22 protein-coding genes and 2 pseudogenes are annotated in these 25,178 nt (G+C 46.7%); 12 read left to right on the top strand and 12 right to left on the bottom strand.

The window, feature by feature from the left end; translation table 11 throughout:
* Positions 1 to 3: 3 nt before the first annotated feature.
* The 5 genes and pseudogenes from KD145_RS28640 to KD145_RS28620 all read right to left on the bottom strand — a co-directional run bounded on the left by KD145_RS28640 (position 4) and on the right by KD145_RS28620 (position 8,645).
* A pseudogene (locus KD145_RS28640) lies at positions 4 to 1,782 on the bottom strand (RagB/SusD family nutrient uptake outer membrane protein).
* A gap of 18 nt (positions 1,783 to 1,800) precedes the next feature.
* Positions 1,801 to 5,229 (bottom strand): TonB-dependent receptor, encoded by a 3,429-nt coding sequence (locus KD145_RS28635; RefSeq protein WP_212003226.1) that lies wholly within the window; start codon positions 5,227 to 5,229, stop codon positions 1,801 to 1,803.
* 241 nt (positions 5,230 to 5,470) lie between these two features.
* Complete coding sequence (locus tag KD145_RS28630; protein WP_212003225.1) at positions 5,471 to 6,589, bottom strand: FecR family protein; 1,119 nt, start codon at positions 6,587 to 6,589, stop codon at positions 5,471 to 5,473.
* Between the two features lie 95 nt (positions 6,590 to 6,684).
* The gene (locus KD145_RS28625) at positions 6,685 to 7,242 is read right to left on the bottom strand and encodes an RNA polymerase sigma-70 factor (RefSeq protein WP_212003224.1); all 558 of its coding nucleotides are present in this window, start codon (positions 7,240 to 7,242) and stop codon (positions 6,685 to 6,687) included.
* 95 nt (positions 7,243 to 7,337) lie between these two features.
* Entirely contained in the window at positions 7,338 to 8,645 is a 1,308-nt protein-coding gene (locus KD145_RS28620; RefSeq protein ID WP_212003223.1) for a sensor histidine kinase KdpD, read from the bottom strand.
* A gap of 264 nt (positions 8,646 to 8,909) precedes the next feature.
* Between KD145_RS28620 and KD145_RS28615 the strand changes: the two genes are divergently transcribed.
* The 5 genes from KD145_RS28615 (at position 8,910) to KD145_RS28595 (ending at position 13,250) form a co-directional block, all read left to right on the top strand.
* Entirely contained in the window at positions 8,910 to 9,638 is a 729-nt protein-coding gene (locus KD145_RS28615; protein WP_212003222.1) for a hypothetical protein, read from the top strand.
* Between the two features lie 192 nt (positions 9,639 to 9,830).
* Positions 9,831 to 10,685, top strand: coding sequence for an NAD(P)-dependent oxidoreductase (locus KD145_RS28610; RefSeq protein WP_212003221.1), 855 nt, complete (start codon positions 9,831 to 9,833; stop codon positions 10,683 to 10,685).
* Between the two features lie 62 nt (positions 10,686 to 10,747).
* Entirely contained in the window at positions 10,748 to 11,617 is an 870-nt protein-coding gene (locus KD145_RS28605) for an aminoglycoside phosphotransferase family protein (protein WP_212003220.1), read from the top strand.
* Between the two features lie 11 nt (positions 11,618 to 11,628).
* A complete protein-coding gene (locus KD145_RS28600) occupies positions 11,629 to 12,504 on the top strand; it encodes an AraC family transcriptional regulator (RefSeq protein WP_212003219.1) in 876 nt (291 codons plus the stop codon).
* Between the two features lie 56 nt (positions 12,505 to 12,560).
* Positions 12,561 to 13,250 (top strand): SIP domain-containing protein, encoded by a 690-nt coding sequence (locus tag KD145_RS28595; RefSeq protein ID WP_212003218.1) that lies wholly within the window; start codon positions 12,561 to 12,563, stop codon positions 13,248 to 13,250.
* Positions 13,251 to 13,259: 9 nt separating this feature from the next.
* Here KD145_RS28595 and KD145_RS28590 read toward each other — a convergent pair whose 3' ends face one another.
* On the bottom strand, positions 13,260 to 13,745 hold the full coding sequence (locus KD145_RS28590; RefSeq protein WP_212003217.1) for a GNAT family N-acetyltransferase: 486 nt from the start codon (positions 13,743 to 13,745) through the stop codon (positions 13,260 to 13,262).
* A gap of 461 nt (positions 13,746 to 14,206) precedes the next feature.
* Here KD145_RS28590 and KD145_RS28585 point away from each other — a divergent pair, with 461 nt between their 5' ends.
* Together KD145_RS28585 and KD145_RS28580 are read left to right on the top strand one after the other, a co-directional pair.
* On the top strand, positions 14,207 to 14,428 hold the full coding sequence (locus tag KD145_RS28585) for a hypothetical protein (RefSeq protein ID WP_212003216.1): 222 nt from the start codon (positions 14,207 to 14,209) through the stop codon (positions 14,426 to 14,428).
* A gap of 38 nt (positions 14,429 to 14,466) precedes the next feature.
* A complete protein-coding gene (locus KD145_RS28580) occupies positions 14,467 to 14,670 on the top strand; it encodes a hypothetical protein (protein ID WP_212003215.1) in 204 nt (67 codons plus the stop codon).
* 57 nt (positions 14,671 to 14,727) lie between these two features.
* Here KD145_RS28580 and KD145_RS28575 read toward each other — a convergent pair whose 3' ends face one another.
* The 3 genes and pseudogenes from KD145_RS28575 to KD145_RS28565 all read right to left on the bottom strand — a co-directional run bounded on the left by KD145_RS28575 (position 14,728) and on the right by KD145_RS28565 (position 17,373).
* Positions 14,728 to 15,468 carry a metallophosphoesterase gene (locus KD145_RS28575; protein WP_212003214.1) on the bottom strand — a complete coding sequence of 247 codons (741 nt, stop codon included), beginning with the start codon at positions 15,466 to 15,468 and terminating at the stop codon, positions 14,728 to 14,730.
* 371 nt (positions 15,469 to 15,839) lie between these two features.
* A pseudogene (locus tag KD145_RS32620) lies at positions 15,840 to 16,127 on the bottom strand (hypothetical protein); the annotation flags it as partial.
* Positions 16,128 to 16,386: 259 nt separating this feature from the next.
* Positions 16,387 to 17,373, bottom strand: coding sequence for a GlxA family transcriptional regulator (locus tag KD145_RS28565; protein WP_212003212.1), 987 nt, complete (start codon positions 17,371 to 17,373; stop codon positions 16,387 to 16,389).
* A gap of 111 nt (positions 17,374 to 17,484) precedes the next feature.
* On the opposite strand from KD145_RS28565, the gene KD145_RS28560 reads away from it, so the two are divergent.
* Positions 17,485 to 18,048, top strand: a complete 564-nt coding sequence (locus tag KD145_RS28560; protein ID WP_212003211.1) for a dihydrofolate reductase family protein — start codon at positions 17,485 to 17,487, stop codon at positions 18,046 to 18,048.
* 169 nt (positions 18,049 to 18,217) lie between these two features.
* On the opposite strand, the gene KD145_RS28555 is transcribed toward KD145_RS28560, so the two are convergent.
* Together KD145_RS28555 and KD145_RS28550 are read right to left on the bottom strand one after the other, a co-directional pair.
* On the bottom strand, positions 18,218 to 18,994 hold the full coding sequence (locus tag KD145_RS28555) for a DUF1080 domain-containing protein (RefSeq protein ID WP_212003210.1): 777 nt from the start codon (positions 18,992 to 18,994) through the stop codon (positions 18,218 to 18,220).
* 25 nt (positions 18,995 to 19,019) lie between these two features.
* The gene (locus KD145_RS28550; protein ID WP_212003209.1) at positions 19,020 to 19,319 is read right to left on the bottom strand and encodes a hypothetical protein; all 300 of its coding nucleotides are present in this window, start codon (positions 19,317 to 19,319) and stop codon (positions 19,020 to 19,022) included.
* A gap of 150 nt (positions 19,320 to 19,469) precedes the next feature.
* Between KD145_RS28550 and KD145_RS28545 the strand changes: the two genes are divergently transcribed.
* A complete protein-coding gene (locus KD145_RS28545) occupies positions 19,470 to 19,973 on the top strand; it encodes a DinB family protein (RefSeq protein WP_212003208.1) in 504 nt (167 codons plus the stop codon).
* Positions 19,974 to 19,977: 4 nt separating this feature from the next.
* On the opposite strand, the gene KD145_RS28540 is transcribed toward KD145_RS28545, so the two are convergent.
* Entirely contained in the window at positions 19,978 to 20,901 is a 924-nt protein-coding gene (locus tag KD145_RS28540) for a polysaccharide deacetylase family protein (RefSeq protein ID WP_212003207.1), read from the bottom strand.
* Positions 20,902 to 21,024: 123 nt separating this feature from the next.
* On the opposite strand from KD145_RS28540, the gene KD145_RS28535 reads away from it, so the two are divergent.
* From KD145_RS28535 to KD145_RS28525, 3 genes are all read left to right on the top strand, one after another.
* Positions 21,025 to 21,831 carry a CRISPR-associated endoribonuclease Cas6 gene (locus KD145_RS28535; protein WP_212003206.1) on the top strand — a complete coding sequence of 269 codons (807 nt, stop codon included), beginning with the start codon at positions 21,025 to 21,027 and terminating at the stop codon, positions 21,829 to 21,831.
* A 479-nt stretch (positions 21,832 to 22,310) separates the two neighbouring features.
* Complete coding sequence (locus tag KD145_RS28530; protein ID WP_212003205.1) at positions 22,311 to 24,179, top strand: hypothetical protein; 1,869 nt, start codon at positions 22,311 to 22,313, stop codon at positions 24,177 to 24,179.
* 61 nt (positions 24,180 to 24,240) lie between these two features.
* Positions 24,241 to 25,173, top strand: coding sequence for a type I CRISPR-associated protein Cas7 (locus KD145_RS28525; RefSeq protein WP_212003204.1), 933 nt, complete (start codon positions 24,241 to 24,243; stop codon positions 25,171 to 25,173).
* Positions 25,174 to 25,178 lie beyond the last annotated feature (5 nt).

Genomic DNA, 25,178 nt, shown 5'->3' with positions numbered 1-25,178 from the left:
TAATTACTTCCATCCCGGATTCTGCACCAAGTTAGGATTCAACACTGTTTGATTGGATGGAATCGGATAAAGATAATAATAGTCCGGAAAAGGTGATGGCGGTACTTTCTCGTAGGCGATATAACCTTCAGCAGCTCCGCCCAGAATAGGAATAGGTGCGCTGGCACCCACGTCCACGCCTTTTTTGATCCACCGGCCCAGTTTCTGCTGCACGGCATAGTCCATTTTTTTCCAGCGGCGCAGATCATCAAAACGGAAAGATTCACCCATCAGCTCTATGGCACGTTCACGGCGTATCTCCCAGAGTATAGGCGTTACCGTGGCATCACGGGTAGGATCGTCGGGGATAGCCGCGATTTGCAGCGTAGCCACACCACCACGGGCACGCAGCTTATTGACAGTAAGATCTGCAACAGCCTAATCAAACTCACCCAGCTCGTATTTAGCTTCTGCATAGTTGATCAACACCTCTCCCATGCGGAAGATAGGCGCATCGTTTACATCCAGGTTCTGGATCATCTGTATCTTGTTGCTGAACTTATAGAAACGGTAACCTGTATACGTTACATTAAAAGGCTGTCCCTGGTTATCGTCTGCAAAATGAGGCTCCTGCCGTACTACCAGCCCCTGCCAGTTGAGTGTGGGCAAGGTTTTGTTTTTAGGTCCGGAGATAGCGGCCATCACCGGGAAATATTCCTGATCGCCAGGGTTGGCAGTAGGCTGCCAGTTCATACTGGGATGGTTGACCAGTACCTTAAACGGCGGAGGCACGGTGAAGTATAAACGTTTATCGCGGTTACGAAACTCTGTATACGGCGATTTATCACCGGCAAACAGAGCGCTGGTCCAGCGTGTTTGTCCGTCTGTCATCAGGTACATGTCCACTGCTTTTTTGGTGAGATCCCAGCGGCCGGCGGAGTTCCTGCCCAGGGATGCAAGCGAGTGGGACACCTGCGTTTGTTCATATTGTTTATACAACAGGATACCCGGTACACCTGCCAGTGATTCGCTGTTGAAGTCCAGGTCGTAGTTGGGATTAAGCAGCGGAAAATCCTTTACCAGTTTGGCGGCTGCGTCGGCGCTGGCACGCAGATAGGGCAACGGATCACCGAGGTTATGGTATTTGCGCCAGGCACCTTCTGTCAGGCCGAAGCGGGAAATCAGCGCGCGTACTACGTGTACGTTGATGGTATTGGGACCATCACCTGCCGGCTTAATATGCGCTTCCGCCCATTGCAGTTGGTCCAGTACTTTCTGTGTCACTTCTGCGCGGGGCGTCCGTTTACCATACAACTGGTCTGCATCTCCATCAGACAAAGCTGTTTCCACCCATTGTACATCTCCGTATTTATTCACCAGGTTGGCATAACTGAATGCCCGAAAGAAATAGCCCACACTGCGCCAGTGATCTTTATCTGCAGCGGAGATAGGTGACTTGTCCAGATTGTCCAGCATCACGTTCACCGCCCTGATCCTTGCATAAGGATCTTTGTAATCATCAGCGGCAGAAGGGATAGTAATACGTTGCCATATCCAGTTGGATTCCCCGCTGGGATTGGCATTCATAAAAAGGTCACTATCATATTCCTTATTGACATAAGCAGCAGAATAAGCAGGAAACACTTCATAAAACTGCCAGGCATATGCCTTGATATTATCGTATTGTGTAAACGTGGTCTTTTCTGTCAGCTGGTCTTTGGGTTGCAGGTCCAGCCGGCCCTGGCAGCTGTGCAGCAACAAGGCTACCACCGCAATGGAAACGATATGTTGAATACGGTTCATGATCTTTGTTTTTGCTGATTAGAAATTGACATTAACACCGAAGCTGTATTTCTTCAGGAAAGGATAGATACCGCCATCACTGACGATGGTAGCATCGGCTTCCATACCATCCGGCAGGTGATCAAAGGTGAAGAGATTTTCACCGGTCACGAATACACGAATATTGTCAATGAAGATGCGTTTCAGCAGCTGTTTGGGCACGGTATATCCCAGTGTGATATTTTTCACCCGCATGTAGGCACCGTTGGAAAGATATTTGGTCTGCACAAACCTGCTCTTATCTGAATTCCCGGCGCCATCGGGATATCCGCGCGGATAAAATCCATCCGGATTATTAGGTGTCCAGTAGTTGAGGTTGTGTTTGTACATGGTGCCAAACTGGTTGAGATAAGGCCAGTACAGCTGGTTGCTGATCCAGAGGTCTCTTTTGCCAACACCTTGCAGGAAGAAGGAAAGGTCGAAGTTGTTCCAGGAGGCATTACCGAAAACACCGAACTGGAAACGGCGTTGTGTGTTACCAATCACTTTCCGGTCGCCGGGATTAGCCAGGGTATTGTTGCCGGTGAAGATCAGGCCATCGCCGTCGAGGTCTTCGTAGCGGATATCACCCGGATTTTGTGGCACACCTTTATAGCCGGGGATGCCGGGCAACAGGGTACCTTTCTGAAGATTGGCGTCCAGTGAGCCTTTCACAAAATCATCTACTGTATAAAATCCTCTCGTCACATAACCCCATATTTCACCAATTTCCTGACCGGTATAGTAGTTGTCGAGCTGACCACTGCCGTTGATCGTCAGCAATCCTGCCGGATTGTTGTAACGGGTGATGAAAGCACGGCTGTCGGACAGATTAAAACCAATGCTGTAACTCACCGCCCTGATCTTGTCTTTCCAGGACATCTGTAGTTCCCATCCTTTAGACTCCAGATCGGCCACGTTCTGTAAAGGTGCAGGGGCGCCTAGCACAGCCGGCAGTTCCGCTCCCGGCGCCAGCATATTGAGCGTGCTGCGGCGGAACCAATCGAAGGTGGTGTTCAGACGGTCGCGGAATAAACTGATATCGGTTCCCACATTCAGTGTGCGCACGGTTTCCCAGGTAAAGTCGGAACTAACCAGTGAAGGCATAGCCAGCGATACATAACGGATATTGCTGGCAGGATCTGTCCAGGAAGCATTGTAGGGATCCATGCCGGGAATGTAGGGATAATAATTAGGAACTCTGTTTCCGGCTTTATTTCTAAACACCACCTGATTACCGATTTCACCAAAGGAGCCTCTGAGCTTCCATTGAGACAGCCATCCGCTGAGTGGTTTCATGAATGATTCTTCACTCACATTCCAGCCTGCGGATACAGAGGGGAAGAAACCAAAACGATGCCCCGGTGCAAAACGGCTGGAGCCATCAAAGCGGCCATTCAGTTCCAGCAGGTATTTGTTTTTATAGTCGTAGTTGATACGGCCGAAATAACCGGAGATGGCGTATTCCCCGAAACCGTCGCCACCGGCGATGGTGCCCGTGGAAGTAGACAGGGAAGGCACCTGCAGGCTTAGTATGTCCAGCCGGTTGATGTTAAAATTTTCCTGGCGGCTGATTTCCTGGTTGGTACCTGCCAGCAGTGTCAGGTGATGCTGTCCTAATGCTTTGGTATAGCTGGCGTAGAGGTTTACCGCCTGATACACTGTCTGGTCGTTGGCACGCGTGTAGCGGGTGTTGTTGTTCAGAAACTGGCGATCGTAGGTAGCAGCGTTGATATATTCATTTTTGCCCTGTATCCTGCGGTCGTCTGAGTTCTTTTTGTTGTAGGTGTATTCACCGGTTATCTTCAGTCCGTTGAGTGGATTATATTCCAGTTTACCGAACAAACGGAGGTCGTCGCCAAAGTTGGTATTGACAGGCTCTGTTCTCACCACGTTGTTAGGAGTGTTATAAGGCAACACGTCACCATTGGGAGCGGTGCCATAACCAGTAGGTATATACGAACTATAGGTGATAGCGTTGTAGAATAAACTGTTGAAATCGGCAGGTGTAGTGCGTTTGCCGTTTTTATAAAACAGGTTGACGCTGGCATTAAGGTTTTTGGTAAGCTCTGTACCCAGGAAAGCATTAAAATTATAGCGGGTGTATTTGTCTTTGTTGGTGACGAGGATACCATCTTCTCCGGTATAGCCGCCCGACACGCGGAAGGTTGTTTTCTCCGAGCCGCCGCCGAAGGAGAAGTTATGCATCTGTTCGAAGCCGCGGTTAAAGAGCTCTCCATAAAGATCCGTTTCTGCCAGTGGATATTTCAGGCCGTTGACGGTTGTCTCACCATTGGGATAGGCCCCCGGATTTTGTTGGTATTCTTCCAGCAGTTTAAGCCAGGTGTTCACGTTCTGGCCGGTCCAGTAGGCGTTGGTACCGAAGTCTTTCAGTGCACGCACCAACTCCAGCGGAGAAGCTTTTTTGGGCAGTGTAGTGGGCGAACTCCAGGTCATGTTAGTGGAATAGCTAAAACGGACAGGCTGATTTTTCTTTCCTTTTTTGGTGGTCACCAGTATCACGCCAAAAGCGGCTCTGGCACCGTAGATAGAAGCAGCGGCCGCATCTTTCAGCACGGTGATGTTGTCAATATCCTTCGGGTTAACATCATCGATATCCATCGGTACGTTGTCTACCAGTACCAGCGGCTCACCGCCGTTGATGGAAGTATAGCCGCGGATGTTGATAGCGGTGGAAGTACCGGGCTGGCCGGAACCGTAGGTGATCTGTAAGCCGGGAACGGCACCCTGCAAGGCCTGGGAGGCGGAGCTTACCGGCCTGTCGCCCAGCACTTCGTCCATTTTAACAGAGCTGACAGCGCCGGTGAGATTGGCTTTTTTCTGCGCCCCATAACCTACCACCACTACTTCTGACATAGCAGAGAGATCGTCCTGCAATACAATTTTCATACTGCGGGCGGCTTTTATTTCCTGTTGGGCATAACCGATAAAACGCACGATCAGCACGGCTGATTCGTTTTGTACATTCAGGGTAAACTCACCCTGTCCATCGGTAACGGCACCATTGGTGGTGCCTTTTTCGAGGATGCTTACACCGGGTAGTGGTTCTCCTTTGTCGTTGGTCACTTTTCCTTTTACAGGCATTTTCGCCTGGCCAGGCTGTTCGGAGGCCGGTGTTTTGCTGCCGATCAGGATGATCTTCCCTTCTATTTTAAAGGATAAAGGTTGATGATAAAGCGCGGTAGTCATCACTTCCGCGATGGAGGCATCTTTCACCTGGATGTTTACCGGAGCGGCTTTCTCCAGTATTTCTGTACTGAACAGCACTTCGTAGCCGGTTTGCCGTTTGATTTCGGCAAACACTGTTTTTAAGGAGGCTTTTTCCAGTTTTAGCGTCACCTGCTGCGAAAATGCAGCAGCAGATACTTGCAGGAAAGCCGCCGTCATCAACAGAAACGTCAGCTTCATAACATTCACAAATTTGGTTAGGTACTGGTAACGGGGAATTTTGCTGGTGGGACACAACATTCCCTTGTATGGATTTCTGAAATTCATACATTTGCTTGATTAGGTGAAAGAATAGTTTACTGAATACGCGTTTGGTAACTGTTTTACCTTGTCATTGAACCGGTCGTGTTGGCGCATGACCGGTTATTTTTTGGTTGACTAGATTTCTTAAATAGATCCCTCCTTATTTTTTATTTTTTGTTCACTTTCTGATACTGATCTTATGATTTTCAACGTTGAATTTTACATTGCCAGTAAATTCCAGCATAGCTAATACTTTTGACAGTGGCTCATTTCGCGGAATCACACCATTATAACGCATCCTGGGAACTGTTGTTAAGTCTACACTTACATCATACCAGCGTGACAGTTGCAGCATTACCTCTGTGAGGTAAGTATCATTAAAAATAAAATATCCGTTTTTCCAGGCTATCGCTGCATTTTCATCAGCCTTACCTTTGACGAGCGCGCCTGTCTGTTGGCTGAAACTGGCCTGCTCACCGGGTTTTAACAGCATTCCGTTATTACCGGCGGCACTTACTTTTACACTGCCTTCCAGCAGGGTGGTATTAGCCACAGTATTGTCGGTATAGGCATTGACATTAAAATGGGTGCCCAGTACTTCAATCTTTTGTGTGGGTGTGCTGACGATAAAAGGTCTGTGCACATCGCGGGCAATTTCAAAATAAGCCTCTCCACTCAGTTCCACCGTACGTGCACCTCCCGTGAAAGTGGCAGGATAACGCAGCGAAGAAGCGGCGTTGAGCCACACCTTGCTGCCATCCTGTAATATCACGCGGTATTGTCCGCCGCGGGGCGTGCTGATTTCATTGATGCCCGTGCTGGTGCCGGTAGCTTCATATACGATTTCGCCGCTATCACTTTTATAGATGCGCAGCCCTGCCTGCCGGGCGATATCGCCGGCAGTGGCATCACTCAGGGAGATCTTTTCACCGTTGGCCAGTGTCAGCATGGCTTTATTGCTACCGGCCGGAATATCCGGCTGTGTTGCTGTTGCCAGCTCCGGCACAGATTGGGATGTTTCTGGCCGCAGATAGAAACCCAGTACGATCATACCTGTCAGCACTGCTGCAGCTGCATACCAGTATATCATTTTGTGACGAGGCTTTTTCCGGCCTATACGCCGGTGGATATTGGCCTTCATACGCTGCTCCACTCCTGTTATATCAGGCAGTGGTAAAGTGCTGGCGCCGGCTTTTTCCGTGGCCTCACAATAGCGGAGATACAAGGCTGTTTCCTGCGCCGTGGCAGTACCATCGCTGATTTTTTCCAGTAATTGCTGTAGTTGTTCCTGTTCCATAGCGGATCTCCTGTATACAAGGCACTTCAACGAAACGGATCCCCCAAACGGAGAAAAAATTTTTTTGAGAAAGTAGTGATGGGTGAACGGATTGTTTACAACAGTAAGGACATGCTACCCAATCTGACCCGTAATTTTTTCAGGGCAATTGTCAGCTGGTTTTCCACCGTTTTCTCGGAAACACCCAGCTGTCGGGCAATTTCGCGGTTTGACAAATGCTGGTGGCGGCTCATTTGAAACACTTCCCGGCAGCGGTCGGGCAGTTCGCTGGTAAAGCGGGCGATCACCGCCCGCAGCTCTTTCAGCTCCAGGACCATGTCCTGGCTGCCTTCTTCCTGTGCCTGCATGGTTGTTTCCGCTACAAAGGCCGCCCGCACTTTACGGTGGCGGAGATAGTTGGCCACCTTATAACGTACCGCCATCAACAGATAACCCCGCAGCGTGGTCAGCACCAGGTGGTCGCGGTGTTCCCAGAACCATACAAATACATCCTGTACGATGTCCATGGAGGCGGCTTCGTCGTGTAAGAGGTAATAGGCTGCGTTGTACAAGGTATTCCAGTGCCGGAGGTAGATTTCATCGAACGCCGCTTCATCGCCCGACTTCATGAAGTCAAGCAGTTCACTGTCCTGGTATACGTGGTAAGCGGGCATTAGCTGGTTGATAAAAAATGTGATGGCCTGTAAAAACAAAGCTATGAAAATATTTCATCAAACTACAGTCACATGTAAAGTTTAGTGGGCGGGGCTTATGCGGGTATTTCCTCTTCTACTGATTTCTCCTGGCTTCCCGGCAGCAGCAGCCGGAAGGTGGTGCCTTGGCCTGGTATACTTTCCACGGCTATTTCACCATCGTTCTGTTTTGCAAATTCGGAGCACAGCATCAGCCCTATACCGGATCCTCTTTCTCCGTCAGTACCATAGGCCGGCTGACCGGTAAAAGAGAACAGGGTTTCCTGTCTTTCCTTGGTCATACCGATACCGCTATCGGTAACGCTGAGGTGTACCTGCTTGTTTTTCCAGCCGGCTCTGATGGTGATCAATCCTTCCCGGTGGCTGAATTTGATGGCATTGCTGATCAGGTTACGTAAGATGATCACCAGCTGATTGCTGTCTGCATACACCTGAAGATTACCGCATACTTTTATCTCCATCCGCAGGGCTTTATGGCGGATATTAGGTTCAAAGGTGAGCAGGGTTCCCCGTATAAGCTGTACCAGCGGTACATTTACCGGTTCTGTATGTATGCCTTTCATCTGGCTGGCTGTCCAGCGCAGGAGGTTGTTCAACGTTTCTCCTACCTGCGTTACTTTCAGGTGAAGCTCAGCTGCTGCCTCTTTCATCTCCGTATATTCATACTGCCCGTTGCTGAACATACCCAGTAAGCTTTCCAGGGTGGCCAGCGGACTGCGGATATCATGGGCAATAATGGAAAACAGTTTTACCTTATCGCGGTTGAGTATGTCCAGCGACTTCCGCTGGGCCTCTGTCTGCTGCTGATATTCCACATGTACGCTTTTGAAATAGATGAGCGCCACCACCACGATGCCCAGTGAAATCAGCAGGTTGGCCAGTATACGACCGGAAGGCACCAGCTGTTTCTGATGCCAGAATACCGGTGCATAATAAGCCAGCGCAATCACCGCAATGATCAATACCGACAGACAACCTAACAACCATTTATTGTCATAAGTCAGGAAAGCCATCACCAGAATCGGAATCAGGTAAAACTCCGCTCCGTTCTGGAAATAAAATCCGGAGAAACCATACAAGGTGAGGCTAAAAAGCATAACGATCACCCGGGCCGACAGATAGCGCTGTTCTTTATTCAGGTACAGGATCAGCATATAGCCCAGGGTATGAATAAAATTCACCACCGACAGGCCGGGGCGACCCTGGTATAGATTCAGCACTCCAAAATAAAACGCTAGCAACATACCAGGCAACACCACGATGTTCAACAACTTCGTCCTCCTGGCTTCAATAAAAGGCATGCCCTGGTATATGCCTGTATGAATAACGGCATCCCAATAAGTTGCGATTTTTCTAAAGATCATGGTTCTGATTAATATCACGTCTAGGCCACAAAAGTACGTCATTAGGGCAAAAACGCTAGGGGTAGTTTTCCCGTTGCGGGATTAGGGGCAGCACCTGAGAACAGAAAAATATTTCATTAAATTATCTAGACCGGACGGTCTGCTTTACAATGGAAAATAAACCGATCGGTTGAAAAAAAGAGTACAGCCGTGACCGTACTTCCGGGAACCGACTGCGCCCGTATTGAGAAGAATCCATAAATTAGCGCCATAAACCTGTTAGCCATGACCTCCCCGGGAAAACAATACCCGTTTTTTCACGATATGATTATCAGCTGGTTCCAGGGAAAACTGACCACCCGTGAAATGATTGCCAACACTGCCGGTATATTGCAGCTGGAACCACACGAGCCCGGTTTTTCTGATCCTGTAGCGCTTTTTGAAACAGCGCTGGAAGAGTACCATCCTGACTATTTTTTTGAATGGCTGGATTACAAACAATATGCAAGAGACACTGCTCCTGTGGTAGCAGGACTCATTCATCAACTCACCGCATTACTGGCCGGAGAGCAATCCCAGCACGAGTTTATGGAATGGGCCACCTGGCATAATATGGATGGAGGAGAAACCACCGCCGGTGTTTTTGAAAACAGGAACATTGAATATTTCTGTCTGATATTTTTACCATTGCATTATCAGCAGATGGACACCACCTTCTACCAGCAAGCTATAAATATCATCGCGCGCAGCGCTGATACTTCCTATGGTGCTTTTGTGATAGCGCTTCATTTGTTGCTGGAGAAAGAATATAAAAGCCTGTATTATTTTCTGACAGCTTATATTGAAGGACATAAAACTGATGCAGAGCTGAATCAGTATCTGGAAAAGAAATTCAGTCACAAGCTGCCGGAATTCCGGTATGACATCCGCACCTTTCCCTATCTCGATGCCCTGCATGCCGCCAGGGAAACAAAAAGCAGCACCAGTGCGTTTATGCAGCTGATGGCCGTATAAAATAAATACCCAGCCAGGCGCATACTGCGGCCGCCAGGCTTATCAGCGAGGCAAACGCGTTTCATAAGATGACAAGTTGCTTGTGATCAGAATTTAACAAGTGGTTATCAGTATTTAACCAAACAAGTTATATTTTTTCATGTAAAAAGCTAATTTCTTTCAGTTTCCTACCTTTATCAAAATTTAAGTCATATGGTAGCATTTTTAGGTATGGGCCTGCTGGGATCAAACTTTGTAAAGGCAATGATCAACAAAGGAATGCAGGTACAGGTATGGAACCGCACCCATTCCAGGGCAGCAGCAATGGAAGCCTACGGTGCAAAAGCATTTGAAAATGTGGCTGACGCCGTAAAAGGAGCCGACAGAGTACATATCACCCTGAAAGATGACGCCTCCGTAGACGAGGTGCTGGCAGCCGCCAGTGCCGGCCTGAAACCGGGAGCCATTATCATAGATCATACCACCACTTCCGCTGAAGGCGCCATTCAGAGAACGCAGGCATGGAAAGAACGCGGGTTCATCTACCAGCACGCACCAGTGTTCATGGGACCGCAGAATGCACTGGAAAGCACCGGCAACATGCTGGTATCCGGTGATCAGGCTGTGATCGCCCAACTGGAACCGGAGCTTTCTAAGTTAACCGGCAAGGTGATGAACTTCGGACCAGAGCCAGGCAAAGCTGCCGGCATCAAACTGATCGGCAACCTGTTTCTGGTGACATTCACAGCAGGGCTCTCTGATACCCTCTCCCTCGCCAAAGGATTAAACATCCAGCTGAGTGAGATCACCACACTCTTTGACTCCTGGAATCCGGGCGCTATGTTGCCGGCAAGGCTCAAACGCATGACCAGCGGCAACTACAGCGAGCCCTCCTGGGAACTGAATATGGCCCGCAAAGACACCCAGCTGTTTCTCAACGCAGCCGAACAAAACGGCGCACACCTGGCCGTTATCCCGGCCATCGCGAAAGAAATGGACCGCTGGATCGCAAAAGGCCAGGGCAGCCAGGATTGGACCATTATAGCAAAAGATAATATACCCGCTTAATACTACTGTCCCTCTTATACGGAAAAGAGGGACAGCTTTTTTTACACCATGCTTTTTTACCCATGCCCAACACTAACGATATCACGCTCGTTCAGGAATGGCGGAATGAAGCGGCCTTCCAGGCTGGTGACAAGGAACGGAAACATTACCTGAAAAAATGGGAACTGCAACCTGATGGCCCTGCCTTCAGAACATATGCCTGCTGGCTCCAACCCGTTATCTACCAGCAACAGCCTGCCATGCTTAAAATAGCGCTGGAAGCAGAAGAACAGCTGGGAGGCATCCTGATGGCTTACTGGGACGGAGAAGGGGCCGCCCGCGTATTACAGATGGAAGGCAGCGCCCTCCTGCTGGAACGCATCAACGGCAAAACCTCCCTCCTCGAAATGGCCCTCAACGGACAAGACACCGCTGCCAGCCGTATCATCTGCCAGGTGGCCGATAAACTCCATACACCGCGTACCACACCGGCACCAGCACAACTGCTGCCGCTTACTGCCTGGTTTAAAGAACTGGAACCTGCTGCCAATAAATACGGCGGCATCCTCGAAGAATCACATCTCATCGCCAAACAGTTGCTTCGTTATCCGCAGGAAGTATGTATACTGCATGGTGATCTTCACCATACCAATGTACTCGATGGTGGCACCCGCGGATGGGTGGCCATCGATCCCAGAAGACTGGTAGGTGACAGAGGCTTCGACTATGCCCATATCTTCTGCAACCCGGACCTGGAAACATCGCTGGCACCCGGACGCCTCGCCCGGCAGGTGGCAGTTGTAGCCTCCGCCGCCAACATAGAACCACAGCGTCTCCTGAAATGGATCGTGGCCTACAGCGGTCTCTCTGCCGCCTGGAGCCTCAGCGCCGCAGAAGATGCCTCCATCGCATTGGGAGCAGCAGAAACAGCCTTCGCGCTGTTATCTTCCTAAATAAAAAATATATGCGCAGCAAACAGCAAAGAAAAAATCAGGTACCCGTACATAAAGCTACCTTCGGCAAAGGCTTCGAAATAAAATATATTCGTGACCAACCCGGTCAGCACCAACACCTGGATCCCCACCGCGACGACTACTACATCTTCTTCCTGCAGGAAAGCGGCACCATGCAACTGATGATAGACTTCGAGCTGCACCATGCAGTGGGCAATACCATCGGTTACATCTGCCCCGGTCAGGTGCATCGTTATCTGGCCACGACGGAGGTGGCTGGCTGGTTTCTCTCAGTAGATATCCCGCTGGTACAGAACACCTGGAGAAATATCTTCGAGAAAACAAAAAACGAACAACATTTTATTCCACTACAGGAAGCCAGCCCTTTCGCCCAATGTCTGCAACTGATATGGCAACAACACAACAGCCATCCTACCGGCATGCCCCAACGAAAAGTAATGCATGCACTGGTTGATGCCTTTCTCGGCATGGTGGCTACTACCCTGTTGCAGACAGCAACGCAGCCCGGCAGGCAGCACGACAGAGCCTATAACGTCACCCATCAGTTCAGGGAACTGGTGAAAAAAAATGTCCTCACGGTAAAAAGCCCTGCAGCCTACGCCGATATGATGAACCTCTCCCTCTCCTATCTCAACGAGCTGGTGAAAGGACAGACCAGTTTTCCCGTTAGCCACTGGATCCAACAGGAATCCTTGCTGGAAGCCAAAAGGCTGCTGTATTATACCGACCTTACCACCAAAGAAGTAGCCTTCCGTATCGGCTATGATGACCATACCTACTTCTCACGGGTGTTCCGCAAGCTGGCAGGTGAGACACCGCTGGACTTCCGGGCCCGGTACCGCGATTTGTCCAATCATTACCAGTGATTGTCTATTTTCCAGGTACTCATTCGTTTGTTGCTTTGCAGTATAAAATGAGCACAATGGGATCAGCTGTCATTCACAACAACCGTATCAGTTTTATTGAAAAAGCCATCAACAAACAAGGATCCATACTGGAAATACGGCATTGGGAGCCGGCCAGTTTTTATGAAATAGACCTGCACCTCCCTGGTGTAAAGATGCATCAGTGGCAAACACCTCCTCATATCAAATGCCGTGTGGCACCTTATCACTACCGCGATTATACCCCTGCCCGCTGGAATGCCAGCACCAGTACCTGCACCCTTTTTGTAGATGCCGCCCACCAGGGTACCGGCAGCTTATGGGCCAGCCAGCTTCGTCCAGGTGATGTTTTTAATTATATCGGTATTGATGGTAGCCGCCAACATGTGAAACAGGGCGCCCATCTTGTAATGCTCGGTGATCAGAGCGCCATTGGACATTTCAATGCCCTGCAACAGCTGGCATCCTCCTATAGCTGGATATCCGGCATGGTAGTACTCCCGGAAACGACCCACCGCAAATATTTCGTACAGGCGTTCCCGGAGTTACCGCTGGAAACAGTCGCCAGTCCGGAGACATTGTTAGCCCAGCTGGAAACCCTGCCTTTACACGCCTCCTGGCAATACTACCTCGTTGGCAACTCCCATCTGGTAGCGGCCTTACGTAAACTATTGAAAGCAAGAGGCTGCACCGGTACCCAGATACAGGCGCAGGGCTTCTGGAAATAATGTCATTTGCTACAACGGTTTTTCGAGCATGATCATGTGTTTGCACTGGATACCGTTTTCATAGATGGGTGTTGTATAATGCTCTATAAAAAAGTTACGGTGAATCGCAGTAATATCAAAACCACTGCGCTGATACAGATATAGCTGCGCCACACTGGAGTTGCCGGTACCGATCACCAATGTGGTAAAGCCCAGTGATCTGGCTTTGACAGCGGCATCCTGCAGCAGGTATTTACCGATGCCACGGCCCTGCCAGGCCTCATGTACTGCAATGTTTTTCACTTCAACCTTTTCGTTGTCCAGCGGCAATAAAACGTATACCCCTACCCGTGCTTTTTCCAGCAGGGCAATATATACATAGGAACCGCTGATATAGGTATTGATCATATCGATAGAAGGGTCGGCCAGCAGTAACAGATCATATGGCATAGACGCTTCCTGGCCCAGCAGTTCGGTGACCAGTTGAGGGATTATATTTTCGGGAGAAGACATCATGCAGGGAAGTTACGTATTTTTTATGGCGGCCACTGTTTCCTTCTTCCTGTCCCCATAGCTCAATGGGCGTATAACCCGCTACCAGCAAGCGTGGCAGTATTTTTCAGTCGTAGAACAACGTACACAATCCATTAAAAAACCGGGATAGGAATACCCCGGTTATTGTTAACCAACAATTATTGTAAATGATAATCTTACCATAAAATATTTCCTGCCAATACCAATAATGCAGCAAAAACCAATAGCACACTCAGCACGAAATACAAATGCATATAAAGCTTCATGTTTTTAGAATTAAAAGTGATTTATTACCGAAGGTCCGGTTTGCCAGCGCAAAGATAGGACGGCAGGCAGTCTCAGACGTTGGACATTTCATTGCTTTTATTGTAGAAAACGAAGAAAACGGGAGCATTCAACGGCATGGTTTTTTATCCTATATCAGGAGAGAAAACAGCTCGAATATGAACCATTTCTCATTGGAAGGAGAACATGTAAAGGTAGACTATAGTAATCCGGCACTCCCTCCTGTCGCCAGGAATTTCATGCCCGATGTATACAAAGACGGGCCTGAATATTTTTGCGTATTTGGGGCGGGATGCGATGGGGTTATCCTGGGAACAGGTGACACCATAGAACAGGCTATCAATGCATGGGAAGAAGCCTACCATCGTAAATTAGGCTGATAGCGTACCGGTTTTTCTTCATCCTAAAACCATTCAGTATGCCAGCAAACGACAGACCCACCGGCCCTGACCGGAGCAAGGAACACAAAAAGGTGACAGAGGATGATCCGCTGAAGAATGTAAGTCCCCATAACAAACACAAGGAAGAAGAACAAAAAAGGGCAGCAGAAGATGTTCCGGAACAAACACCTATTGATGAGGAAGAACTTGCCGGGGATGAACCACTGTCAGAAGATCTGTAATCTGTAAAAATGAATTGAAGGGACTGCCGTAAGGTGGTCCCTTTTGTTTTTGAAAAGCTAAATATCAAAGATAAAGAAGGGCTTGGGCAATCCTTCTTTCAGCAGGATGGGCCTGGCAACATTGAAGATCTTTACGTCTTCCAGCATTCCCTGCAACTTCCCCTGGTGAGCATGCCCGTGAAAGGCAGCAGTCACTTTACGCCGGATGAGTGGTTCTGCCAGCCTGGACGACCCCAGGAAGGGATATATCTGTTCTGACTCTCCGGTAATAGTTTCCGCTAGCGGAGAATAGTGTAATACTGCAATTTTTTTCATGCCAGGATGTTCTTTTTCGATTTTGGCCAATGCCCTGTCGAGGTGAAGCGCTTCGTCTACAGATTCCTGTACAAAGGCTTTCATCGCATTTTCACCGAACATCGACAACATATGACCATTAAAACCACCGCCAAAGCCTTTTACGCCGGCAAAACCAATATCATGTAATACAACCGCTTCACCATCCAGGATATGCACGTTGTTATGCCCCTGTATGATGTTACGGATAATTTTCTGACGTCCTTTTTCATAGTCGTGGTTACCTAACACCCCCACCACTGGTATGTTAAGGGATTTCAGGTCATTGTACAGAATTTCCGCTTCCGATTCATCACCGGTATCGGTCAGATCACCACATAGAAGCAATATGTCGGCGCTGGTATTTATCTCTTTAAAACAATCCGTCCATGTACCTTTGTCGGTGTTGGTAATATGCAGATCGGCCAGGGCTGCAATGCGCACAGTGCGTTTTTCTTCCTGCATAGTCAAACGGTTTTAATAGTATACGCTTTATAATTCCATTTTTTGATATCTATCTCATATTGTGTCTGATCGATGAAGGGGCCACGGCAAACGCGTGTTACTGCAGCAGGCAGCTCATATTGCTGATGGGCCCGCGCCATCAGTTCATCGAAGAGCCAGCGGGGAATAATATTTGGGTAATCGGCGGGGTATACAAACTGAAATATCAGCAGTTGAGCCAGGAGGAGATGCCAGTGCTGATTGAGATGAACAAGGATTCTTTCCCAGTCAAGGTTTTTCCAACGGAGCAGGATATGGTTGATATCTGCGCCATCGTAGCGTTCCCTGTTCTGTACATATATCTTGCACCATACCAGTTCTTCCGGTGCCATGAGTTTTACGGGCACTCCTTCAAAGCTGATACTGACTGTATACTTATACCAGCTATCATCTACTCTGCAGATATTATTGACAGTATCGAAGATGATATCCAGAAAATAGACGCCTTTGAAGACTTTAGCGAGCCAGCGGACATCGGTCAGTTCCACCCGGTATCCCTCTTTATTAGCAAAACACTGGAGTATTTTTGGGTATTCTGTCGATTTGCAAAAGATATCGAGATCTTTGGTATTCCTGTAGATGCCAGTGTAATAGAACAGGGCGTAAGCGCCGCCCAGCATATAATCGGCTCCGCTCTCGTTTAAAAAGGTAAGTGCTTCTTTGTAGAAAGCATGTGCTTCTTTGTCTTTTTCATCAGGATGTACCTTCATACAACCATAAGTTTGATTATAGTTGTATAACAAAAAATTGTGCCTCACCCTTCAGGCAGTAAACAATACCGGATATATGGCCGGATGGGCAGACAAATACCCATCCGGCAGGAATGTAGTTGAGGAAGAAAAGCAACAAAAGGGAGGAAGACAACAGCCACTGCAGGTGTTAGCTGGCAGCCGCCATTTGCCGGTTGTATTTGTTACGGTATTCCTGTGGTGACAGGCCCGTGATTTTTTTGAAGGTAGTACGGAAAGCTTTGGTATCAGTATATCCTACTTTATACATGACTTCGCTGACATTTTCGGAAGAGGTTTCGAGGCTGTTTTTAGCTGCCTCTATCTTCACACGCTGCATGTATTCCACTGCTGTGTTGGACGTAGCTTTTTTGAAGCGCCGTTCCAGGTTTCTGCGGCTGAGGGAGAACATGGTCGCCAGCTGATCCACTGTAATTTTTTCTGAGAAATTGTTTTCGATATATTCCTGTGCCTTTCGGATGGGTTCATCATCGTGGCTTTTCTGGCCTTCGAAGATGATGAAGGGTGATTGATTACTTCTTTCAAATTCGATCTCAAACATTTTGGAGCAGAGAATGGCCAGTTCTTTGCCGGCATATTTCTCCACGAGGTAGATGATGAGATTGTAGAAGGAGGCGGCTCCTCCGCTGGAGTAGATCCCACCTTCATCAGTGATGATTTTTTCGGAGACCAGGGTTACATCCGGGAACATCTTCCTGAAATGATTGGCCGCAAACCAGTGGGTAGCGCATTTTTTGCCGTTCAGCAGACCGGTAGATGCCAGCAGGAAAGCGCCCACACAGAGGCTGGCAACTTCAGCACCTCTCTGATGCTGAGCCACCACCCAGGGAAAGAAGCCCTGGTTCATGCTGATGACTTTATCCATTTCGCCATTCACCGCAGGAATGATGATCAGGTCTGTTTTGCTGACTTCATCCAGCGTAAGGTCTGGCGTCACAGAAAAAAGACGGTGGTAAGTTTCTGATTCCCGTGCAAGCCCTACCAGCTGCACTTTGAACAAAGGTGGTTTTCCCGATACGGCCAGAAAGTCATTAACCTTGTTGAACACCGTAAATGAGCCTTCAATGCAAGATAGGGCTACATCACCTTTGGGGACGAGGATGGATATGTGTTTCATGAACCAAATATAAAAAAATCCGATGTCGTAAACAACCTCCATTTTGTCGGAAATGATACCCGGAGATCTCAGTTAACGACAGTAAGTTTGTAATAAAAAGTTACCCCGGTTATGAGAAAAGTTATATTTCAGATGATGATTTCACTGGACGGTTATTTTGAGGCCAGCGAGGACCCTAAGCTCGGCTGGCATACCGTCGACCAGGAGTTCAGCGACTATTCCGTAGAACTGCTAAAAGAGGCCGGCACGCTTGTTTTCGGGCGTACTACCTACGAGATGATGTATGATTTCTGGCCTTCGGCCATTGCCCGGGAGAAAGAGCCGGTCGTAGCCGAAAAAATGAATTCGCTTCCCAAGATCGTTTTTTCCCGTACACTCGAAAAAGCTGACTGGCACAATACAGTGCTGATAAAAAACAATCTGACAGAAGAGATCAGCCGGTTAAAACAGGAAGATGGCAATACCATTATGATCCTGGGAAGCTCCAACCTGGCCGTATCCTTTCTGGAGCTCAACCTGCTCGATGAGCTGCGGGTGATTATCAGTCCTACCATCCTGGGCGGTGGTAAAACTGTGTTTGCGGGCATTTCAGATAAACATTCCCTAAAACTGCTGCGGGTAAGGGCTATGGGGTCGGGCAATGTATTGTTGTACTATGAACCGGTGAAACAATGAGCTACGGGATTACAAAGGTGATAGGAAGCATATGGACAGGCTGTACAGGATGCCCGCGGGAGGAAGCGCCGCTGTTTGACTGGCTTTTGGAAGATATATTACTACTGCTGGAGGATATCCTGTTTTGCTGCCCATTCTGTTTTAAATGAGCAGCAAAACAGTTGGGATATTATAATTCTCTGATCCAGATATTACGGAAACTCAGTGGCTCACTCTTATCGCCGTGAGCCTGCAGTTTAATCGGGCTTGGACCATGTGCCTGGCGATAGGCAGGTGCTCCGATATATTGCGTAGGCCCTTTCAGTTCCACATTGTTTTGTACCAGCACTCCGTTGAATAGAACCGTTACCCGTGCAGGGCTTACCAGTGCACCATCGCCGCCGAAGACAGGAGCTGTCCAGATCACGTCGTAGGTCTGCCATTCACCGGGTTTGTTGGTAGGATTGGCCAGTGGCACGTATTGTTTGTAGATGCTGGCGGCCATACCGTTTGTATAGGTTTTGTTATTGTAGGAGTCCAGTACCTGCAGTTCGTAGCCAGCATCCCCTTTACCGATGGAGGCCAGGAAAACACCGCTGTTGCCTCTTCCCTGGCCGGTGCCGGTAATGTTGGCCGGTACCCGCCATTCGATATGCAGCTGGTAGTTGTTGAAAGCTTTTTTAGTTTCAATATTGCCCACTTTTTTGTTGACCGTCAGCACTCCTTTTTCTACGATCCATTTGGCCGGTGCATTTCTGTCATCCGCCATCACCCACTGGTCCAGGTTGGTACCGTCAAATAAAATGATTGCATCGGACGGAGCCTCTCCGCATTTTTTGCCGGGTTTCACTTCCGGCGGAACGGGGCTGTACACTTCCGTATCTTCGGGTTTGGCTTTCTGGTCTTGTGCGTTGGCAATAGTAAATCCGCCTACTAAAAAAGCGGTCAATAAGATTTTTCCTTTCATGATATAACTTGAAATAGGTGGATGATTATTTTGTTGTTGTGGTCAGAAACCTACTAACCAGTTGTTCCCATTCGGCCTCCAGGCTTATGGCAGGACTTTTCTCTCCGGCCCGGCGGTACCAGTAGTCCGCATTCCACTGATCGCCTTCCACACGGTGGAGGTAGGCATGGATATGGGCTGCATCGCGGTCGGGTAAATCCTGTACCAGCTCATGGGCCTGGTCCCAGTTGCCTTTACCTGCATGCCACAGGGCTTGCAGGTGAACGGTCAGTTCGTCTGGCGGACGGGCAGCTTTTACGGAAGTAACAAATGTCTGTAAATCCATGGTGAGTTGATTTGTACGTGGAATTAATTTCAGACACAAGATAAAGATTAAATTGCACTGTCGCAATGCACCCTGTGAAAAGTCACTTTTCACCATGCCCCGACTGAGAAAATGACCCTAAGTTTGCTACAAACATAAATCCGGTAAAATATGAGACAACAACTCGTGCAAGAAGTAGAAACTACAGGCAGCTCACTCCTGCAAGTGCTCTCCTCGTTTTCAGAAGAACAGATCAATACCCTTCCCTTCGAAGGAAGCTGGACAGCAGGACAGGTAACAGAACATATCACCAGGGCCGGTAACTGCGGTATCGTATACGGCAGTGTAGCTCCCACTGAGCGTCAGCCGGATGAGAAAGTGGCAGCTATCAAAGAGCTCTTCCTCAACTTCGATATTCAAATGCAATCCCCCGAAATGGTACTCCCTACACAAGAGAGTTATCAAAAGGAAGCGCTGCTGCAAGACCTTCACCATGCCTGGGAAAAGTTGTTGCATGCCGCTCAAACCGTTCCGCTGGAAGATACCTGCCTGGATTTTGAAGTCCCCGGCTTCGGTCCGTTTACACGCCTGGAATGGATACAGTTTATAAACATCCACACCAAACGGCATATCCACCAACTGGAAAAAATAAAAGCCAGACTACAAACAGCCTGATGCCTTATTTCTTTGCATTCAGGGCTTCGTAGGCGTTGTAAATATCCGGTTCCGGGCTGTTTCGCAGGTACTGTTTTCGTTTATCCGTTTCCGGTATCCAGCGAAACAGCCAGGAAAAACCATACTGCTGATGGTAATAGACCGGTGTAGCATAAGCTTTGTCCTGCAGTGCTTTCTCCAGGGAAACAAACTGATACCCTCTCCCCTGCAGGGCTTTTACCAACTCTTCATAATAATCGGTATTGAGCTGATTTACATGACAGAGATAGATCTGTGGTATATCCCTTCCACATACTTCCTTCGCCAGCTGCTCAAAATATGTGAAGCAATGTAGCGTATATTTTATATAAGCACTCGCCACTTCTTTTGCTTTCTCTTTGTCTTTTCTCTTTAACGCATCCTGATACAACGCTTCATACATGTAGTCACTGCTCTCGATCGTAAACGGAACAGCTGTATAATCCTTTTCTTTCAGATACTCCAGGCGCAACGCCTGCGCCATACTATCCTTCCCGATAGCATTGTATGGGAACCTGAAATAAGGCACCGGCTTGCCTTTCGCCACAGACTTAACGATATAGTCGTTGATCATCACTTCCATCTTGAAACTATCAATTGTCAAATCCGCGCAGTTGGGGTGATTTAAAGTATGACTTCCCAAAGTGATCAAAGGATTGTCCGCCCATTGTTTCAGCAGCTGCAGATGTTCTGGTGTTACGCAGTTGGCGGCATTGATGAAAATGCTCAAGGACGTATGTAATGCCGTTATCTTTTGCAGGAGCTTTTCGTTGGTGGCTTTGAGTTGGGCAGGTGTGTAGCTCTCCGGCAGGGCCATGATCGGCGCGTCATCCATGGTGATGGCGACTTGTTTCCGTTGGGCAGTGCAAAACAGCGATGATGATAATATCAGTATCAATAAGTATTTCATGGGATATAAGATAGAAATATTTTCTAATAAGTAGATGTACGGATTTACATTCTATTCACAAATTCCTGGAAAAAACTTGCAAGATTCGTTAGATAGCAATACTGAACCGCTCTAAACTATACTATGCAAGTAAAGATTATAATCACTGCTAAGCAGGCCAATTCAGTTATCCCAATCAATTACCAGTATCCACTTTCAGCAGTCATTTATAAAATACTGGCCAGGGGAGATGCCGAGTACGCCACCTTCCTGCATGACAGAGGATATACCAGGGACAATTCCCTGAAGGCCTTCAAATTATTCACCTGTTCGGATTTAAACACGCCCTTCAGGATTAAGGGTGACCGACTGTGTTTACTGAGCAATGAAGCCGTTTTGATCCTGTCTTTTCACTTGCCGCAGGCTGCATCCACATTTATAAAAGGGCTCTTTATGAATCAGCAGGTTGAAATTGCTGACTTTAAAAGCAAAGCAGCTTTTACTATTTCCTCTGTAGAAATACTACCACCCTTATTTGCAGAAAATGGTGCTCATTCGCAGGAAGTAACATTAGAGCCGATATCTCCTATCGTTTGCGGACAAAAAAGCGCTAACGGCCACTATAATTTTTTATCTCCGGAGCATGAAGCCTTTTGTGATTTGATCTTGTTCAACTGGCAGGAGAAACATCGGACACTTTATGGAGAAGAAGCAACCAAGGCTGTATTCGAGGATGCTAAAATATCCGTGCAACTAATGTCTAATCCGCCTAAGTCCAGGTTGACAACGATTAAAGCGGGAACACCAGGAGAGACTAAAATCAGAGGCTATATGAACTTTTTGTTGAAAGCAAAAGCGAATGCGGATGCTTTGAGTCTGTTGATTAATAGTGGGGTTGGTATTTATAACAGTTTGTGTATGGGAAGTGTAGCCATAAAACAGACCTTATAAAGCATGGTTCAATTATATAAGATACAAAATCCAACATCGTCAATAACTATACTTTCAATACCGATTTGCCATAAGGTACAATTTATCAATAATACAAATTAAACCAATTCTAAAAAAGGAATAAAATAAAAAAGCTATCGTCAGTATCTATATGAGGAATTTTATTTAATTTAGGAATCCTAACAAATAATTTTCCTAAATGAAAAAATACGAACGTCTTATAAATAAACCACGACAAAAACAACCAAATCCAACATATCTAAACTGCAATAATGCTCAAGGAGATCCATTCTGTGAGATATGCAACAACCGACATTTCAATAAACCGTAAAATATTGAAATACCCCGATTGTACCCACGAATGCTCGAGCCCCTACCCCAAGTTTCCCACTAATCGCACCACCAAGGTATTACATTCATCCCTGCTACACTTCATTAGTCAGGACTGAACAACTGTGGCTTTATAAAACAACATTTTTATGATAAACGTTTTATCAGGATTCATCGAATCCCTTGATCCTGTATTTAAATCCATTGGCATTAAAGTCAAGGAAGGACTTCATATCCTATTAAGAATCCAGCAAAAAGATGGAAGGCTTTTTATGGATAACAATTCACTGGTACAATATGCCTTTACCAGGAAAAAAGATCCCACCATGGAGGAGAGCAAATTTCTTAAAGAAAGCGCTGCATTATCCCGGCTTTCCTGGTGTGTGGACACCAACAAGTGTTTTGACCTCCCTATAAAAGCCATTCATTCCTGTTCTCCCTACTGTGTTGCTATTAAGCGTGAAAACCTCACAGGAGGTGAGAAATATAAGTCCAACACCAAAACACAGGTATATGAAAGAATAAATGCCTATTTCGACAAAGCCATTGCCCTGGCACCATCAAAAGAAGACCAGGAGTACGTAAAGGTATTTGCGCAGGCTCTTGACTCAGAGGAAAAATTCGATGCATGGTTAAATCTGGTACCATTATATGATCAGGTGAAAGATGCCGAATACGTTATATTTTACCTGGATGTGCCAAGAGAAAAATATGAAGAGGCCAACAACCAGTATTTAACTGATAAGTTGTTTAACACTAATGAGTACAACCAGCTTTACGAAGGTATTCTTCACGGTACTAGTAATTTCCAGAACGGATATCCTACTAAAAAACGGTTTCTCACACATCAGACAGCCTCTTTTGACATAGCACATAGAATCAGTACACAAACCGCCAGGAATCTCTATGACTTTCAGGAAATAATGAGCAGAGGCATTTTACCCAACCCTTTACCTATTTTTATCCATAAGGATGACTTACCCGATTCCCCCCAAAGTCATCTTGGGAAAGACTCTATTGCACTGTTTAAGAAAAATGCGGAACTCGGAGAAAGGGTTGGTTTCAGGGAAATTATTGAGGAGCTTTATTATAAGCACGATTTGCAGTTACACAACTATCACCTCTTATATTCTGATCGTGGATCCATTAAAGATTTTGATGCAGTAGATAGTTTTCAATATTACTTACGGGATGAAGAAAACAACCCATGGCACATCAAGGATTTGTTTAACACCCGATCCTCCAACTATATTGACAATGTATTTGAACTTCAACAGGCCGTACTTCAGCCCATTTTCAACAATGCCCTGATCACTAAAACAAAAGCCGGAACATATCAGTACCGTTACTTTGAAGAGATTGACCCTCAATATTGCAAATCGGATCAAACATTCCTGCTGGTTATGGAATATCGAAATGCATTCTATAACTATATCTACAAATCAATAAAATCGTCCGTTACACAACAGATGTTCGACAGCATACTTCGAATCAGTATTCTTGAAGATATCAGGCTGGATAAAATTGAAAACGGCTACGATAAAGAAGACAGGAACATAAGGGAAAAACTGAACATCTGGTTTAGTCTCTCAGAAAAATTTAATCTATCACATAATAAATCCAAAGAAACTATGGCGAATAAATTAAAAGAACATCAGGACTTCATTAAAAAACTTGCAAAAAATGAAGTATACATCGAATCCGATGAGCAATATGCCTTTGCTGCAGGGCAGGTTATATACCAACTATTATATAGAAGCAAAAGCGAAGACAGAAGTCATAAACTATTAGACCCATTCCTCCGCCATGTCAGCGCTTCCAATCTCAACAAAGCTATTGTAAAATTATTGGCGCACTACATTCATGAGCCGTTTTCCTCCAGCTTTGACCGATCCATTGCCGCGGTAACTGCATATAATACCAACACCAATATCCAGGATTTAATGCCAATTTTTGTATCCGGGTACTTTTCCGAAAATGCACTCTTTAGCACTCCAAGGGAAAAAAATGAAAATTAAAATTCTTGCTACAACAGTAAACATATAACATTCATCTAAATAATTTAAACTCATTAAATCAATGAACAATCCTTTTAACAACCGTGTATTTGGCTGTGCCATTGTCAAATCAATCAATGCAAACTACAATGCTGATTTCTCTCATCAACCCAGAACGCTACCTGATGGCTCCGTTTATGCTACAGATAAAGCCTTTAAATACAGTATCAGAAACTACTTAACTAAACACCACAATGACGAAAAAATATTTTACTTCAAAAGCCTGAGTGAAGAAATGCAGCCGAGAAGCCTGGAAGAAACCTATACCAGGTTCTTCGGACCATTACCCAAAAGTGATAAAAAAGAATCCCAGAAAGCCCGGAAAATCATTCTTGAAAATATGTTAAGTTGTCTGGATGTCCGGCTTTTTGGCGGAACATTCGCCAGTAAAGATGCTAACCTGTCCTTGCATGGAACAGTCCAAATTACACATGGCGTAAATAAATTCGAAGACAGCCACATCTATTCCGAGCAAATATCATCCCCCTTCAGGAACTCCGGAGACACCAGCAGCGATTCCATGCAAACAACATTGGGCACCCAGTTCAAACTGAGTGAAGGACATTATGTTCATCATTTCTCCATCAATCCCCATAACCTGGAAGAAATGAACAAACAGGTAAATCACCATGGTCTTAGTATGAAAGATATTACAATCCTGAAGGAAGCCATGAAAAACGGTGTCACCTTTTATGATTCAGCTGCCAAAGCCGGGGTAGAAAATGAAGCCTTAATGTGGGTACAGCTGAAAGAAGGCTCCAGAATGGTACTTCCTTCTCTGGTAAACCTCATTGATATTAATAAAGAAAGAGAAATTGATCTATCCAAAGTATCCGCGCTTCTTTCCAGAGAAAATACCCAAAAGGAAATAGATAAAATCGAAATCTACTACAACCAGGCAGTAACCAAAGTCATCAATGCGCCTGAAAATATAATCATCAACGAGCTCAACTAACAATC

Source organism: Chitinophaga sp. HK235 (assembly GCF_018255755.1).
GTDB lineage: Bacteria > Bacteroidota > Bacteroidia > Chitinophagales > Chitinophagaceae > Chitinophaga.
This window is presented reverse-complemented; position numbering and strand designations above follow the sequence as displayed.